The sequence below is a fragment of the uncultured Thermus sp. genome (assembly GCF_938010445.1).
Taxonomy (GTDB): Bacteria; Deinococcota; Deinococci; order Deinococcales; family Thermaceae; genus Thermus; species Thermus altitudinis.
This window is the reverse complement of sequence record NZ_CALLUR010000139.1, coordinates 1-3,595: the sequence shown is the minus strand read 5'-3', so window position 1 is coordinate 3,595 and position 3,595 is coordinate 1. Positions and strand designations below refer to the sequence as shown.

Sequence of the window (3,595 nt, the reverse complement as noted above, 5' to 3'; positions counted from 1 at the left end):
CAGCCAAGGTACCCACACCCAGCTTCTTCAAAAACTCCCTGCGTTTCACCGTGTGCCTCCTTTCGGGTTGTACTCGGTGAAAAGATACCATGCCCGAGGCTACCCGGCAAGTCCTCCGGGAAGGTCTAGGATGAAAGCATGCGTTGGCATGCCGTTTACCGCCGCTTTGTCCTAGGCCGCCATTACCGCTTTGCCCGGGAGGCCTTGGTCCCCCATTTCTTTGACGCCCTGACCGCCTATGCCCTGGAGCTTTCCCGGCTGGGCATTCCCAAGGCGGGGGAGGCGGTGGCGGCCTTGAGGGAGCTGCGCACCCTCCCGCTTCCCAGCTTCACCGGGGAGGTGGAGGATGTGTTCTTTTCCATCTACGCCCAGCTTTCCGAGCACTGGGGGGAGGAGGTGGCGGGGGCCATCCGCCGGGGGCTTTCCCGCAACGATTTGGACCTCACCGTTTTCCGCGCCTACCTCAGGGACCGGGTGGTGGCCTTACTGGGGGACTTCCTGCGCCTGCGGGAAGTGGTCTTGCAGGTGGCGCAATCCCACGCCGGGGTGCCCTTGGTCCTTCGCACCCACCACCAGCCGGCCCAGCCCTCCACCTTAGACCATTACCTCCTGGGGGTAGCGGCGCTTTTGGAGAGGGATTTCCGCCGGCTAAGAAGGGCTTTGGATACCCTGGACCGCTCCCCTTTGGGGGCCAGCGCCCTGGCGGGAAACCCTTATCCCGTGGACCGGGCGCGGCTGGCGGCCCTTTTGGGTTTCGCCGGACCCGTAGAGAACACCTTGGACGCCGTGGCCTCGGGGGATTATGCCCTGGAGCTGGCCGCGGCCTTGGGGGGGATGGGGGCTAGCCTTTCCCGATTCCTTACCGACCTCCTTTTCTGGGCGGAGCGGGGGGCCTTTGTGGTGGGGGAAAGCGTGTCCCAGGGCTCCAGCTTTATGCCGCAGAAGCGGAATCCCGTGGTTTTGGAACACGCCCGCATCTATGCGGGCCAGCTCCTGGGGGGAATAGGTACCCTGGCCTTTTTAAACCACAATACCCCCTTTACCGATCTAAATGACCACTCCACCGGGGTATTGGAGCCTCTAGCCGACCTTTTGGAGCGGGCGGAAGGGGCGGTGGAGCTCACCCGGGTGGCCCTCGAGGAAAGCCGCTTTGAAACCGTCCTCCTCCTGGAGGAACTCTCCCCTGAGGTCCTGGCCTCGGAGGCGGTGGACCTTCTGGTGCGGAAGGGCGTGCCCTTGGGGGAGGCTTACCGCCGGGTTCAGGGGACCCTGCCCGGGGTGCGGCCCGAACGTTTGGGGGTGGAGCGGGAGGAACTTATTGCCTGGATGGGCCTGGAGGCCTTTTTTGCCCGCCGGGAGGTTCTGGGAGGGGTGGGCCCTAAGGCCAGGGAGGAGGCCCGAAAAGGGGCGCAAAGGCGCCTGAGGGAGGACGGCAAGGACCTGGCGGCCCTAAGGGCCCGGGTGCGCTTGGCCCGGCGCCGGTTGGCGCGGGGACCTTAGCACCTCCAGGCGGAGGAAGGCCAGCAGGCTGCGGAGGAGCAGGGGGAGGTATAGGCTTTGCAGCACCAGGAAGAGGAACCAGGCCATAACCCTGAAGAATCGGCTTTCCAAGCCATCCGCCAGGGCATGGGTGGCCAGGGTGAAGGCGGCCATGGGGAAGACCAGGGCCCAAAGGCCGGGCGCAAAGGGAAGACGCACCCTTCTGATCCCCAGGTTTTCCAGCAGGAGGACTAGGGCCAGGACAAACCACCACCCCCCCAGGCCCCAAAGGAAGGCCCCCAGGAGGTAGAGGCCCTCGAGGTTCAAGGCGTAGAGCCCGGCTTGCTGGGCCCCTTTAAACAGGGAAAGGGGGGCCAGAATCCCCACGCCCACCGGGGCCAGCCCCACGAAGAGGCTGGGCACCAGTTCCGGGGCGGGGCGGTCGTGGGCGTAGAGGCGGGAAAGGAGCATGGCCCCCACCAGGAGGAAGAGCAGGAAGCCTAGCCCCAGGAAGGCCAGCATCCCGTAGAAGGCTTCCCGGCCCAACAGGGGGAGGAGAGGACCCCCCGCCAGCGGCACCACGATGGCGGAAACCGGGGGTATGAACCAGGTGCCGTTGGCGGCCTCGAGGGGAAGGCGCAGCCGGGTGAAGATAAGGTACCCCAGGAGGAGGCTGACCAGGAGGACCAGGGGGGCGCCTAGGGCGAAGAGCCCCAGGGCCAAGCCTGTCCAGCCCATCACCTGGTGGCTGGCCAGGCCGAAGAGCAAAAGGGCTAAGGGGAAGGTGGCGTAAAGCTGGGAAAGGAGGGGGTGGTGGAGCTCCTGCCAGACTGCCGGGGCGTGGGCCAGGAGCTTGGCCAGGAAAAGGCCAAGGCTGGCCAAAAGGAGGAGGGCGGTAAGGCCATAGGCCAGGTGGGCCAGGTCCTCGAGGCCAAAGCGTTTCAGGACTACGGCGACCCCGCTACTCCCCATGATCATGGCGAACCAGGCGGGATGGAAAAAGCGTACGCTCATGCCCCCATCTTGAGATAGGGGTAGGGGGTATGTCAACGGCCTCGGAAGTATTCCACGGTGAGCCGGATGCCCTCGGCAAAGCTCACCTGGGGGCGCCAGCCATGGGCCATGAGCTTGTGGGGGGAGAGGACGCTCCGCTCCAGGTCCCCTGGGCGCGGGGGGGCAGGGTTGACCTGGGGGGTCCGCCCGGCGGCCTGGGCCACGGTCTCTAGGACCTCCATGGTGGTGTGCCCTTCCCCGGTCCCCACGTTGTAGACCCCTTCCAGACCCTTTAGGGCCAGGTTATGGGCCTGCACCACATCCCCCACATAGATGTAGTCCCGCACGCATCCCTCGTCCCCCGGGCTCTTCCGGGCGTAGAGGGTTACCGGCTCCCCTTTGAGCACCCTTTCCGAGAAGATGGCCACCACCCCAGCCTCCCCGTGGGGGTCTTGCCGGGGGCCATAGACGTTGGCGTAGCGCAGGGAAACCCACTTGAGCCCGTAGTTCTGCCCGTAGGCGGAAAGGTAGTGCTCAAAGCCCGCCTTGCTGGCGGCATAGGGGCTTTTGGGTTTGGGGGGCCAGGTTTCCTCCGCCTCTTCCCCCTCCGGTACCTCTCCGTAGATGGCCCCCCCGGTGGAGGCGAAGACCAGTTTTTCCGCTCCCCACTTCCGCATGGCCTCCAAGAGGTTTAGGCCTCCTACCAGGTTGACCTCAAAATCCAGCAGGGGATTGTCCACGCTCACCTTCACCGAAGCCTGGGCCGCCTGGTGGGAGACGTGGGTGGGACGGAACTCGCGAAAGACCCTCTCCAACCCTTCCCGGTCCCGCAGGTCCACCTTATAGAAGTAAACCCCCTTGGGCACGTTCTCCCGTTTGCCCGTGGAGAGGTTGTCCAAGACGGCCACCTCGAGGCCCTCCCCTAGAAGGCTTTCCACGATATGGCTTCCAATAAACCCCGCTCCACCCGTAACCAGTACCCGCATACACACCTCGGGTTTGGAATGCGCAACCCCACCTCCCAATGGGCAGATGGCAAAACCTAGCCCACCTACCCCGCCAAGGAGGGCTTCCTAGCCGATTTTCACCTCGGGCTCGTTGCCGGGCCGCCACTTGATGGTGC

General features: G+C 65.1%; 2 protein-coding genes and 1 pseudogene. 1 reads left to right on the top strand and 2 read right to left on the bottom strand.

Annotated features, from left to right (window positions below; all coding sequences use genetic code 11):
• Positions 1-138 precede the first annotated feature (138 nt).
• Positions 139-1,497, top strand: a pseudogene (locus Q0693_RS07755) (lyase family protein); the annotation flags it as partial.
• Here Q0693_RS07755 and Q0693_RS07750 read toward each other — a convergent pair.
• Together Q0693_RS07750 and Q0693_RS07745 are read right to left on the bottom strand one after the other, a co-directional pair.
• Complete coding sequence (locus tag Q0693_RS07750; RefSeq protein ID WP_298630499.1) at positions 1,450-2,493, bottom strand: tellurite resistance protein-like permease; 1,044 nt, start codon at positions 2,491-2,493, stop codon at positions 1,450-1,452. The pseudogene Q0693_RS07755 and the gene Q0693_RS07750 overlap by 48 nt on opposite strands.
• Before the next feature lie 32 nt (positions 2,494-2,525).
• A complete protein-coding gene (locus tag Q0693_RS07745) occupies positions 2,526-3,458 on the bottom strand; it encodes an NAD-dependent epimerase/dehydratase family protein (protein ID WP_298630497.1) in 933 nt (310 codons plus the stop codon).
• Positions 3,459-3,595 lie beyond the last annotated feature (137 nt).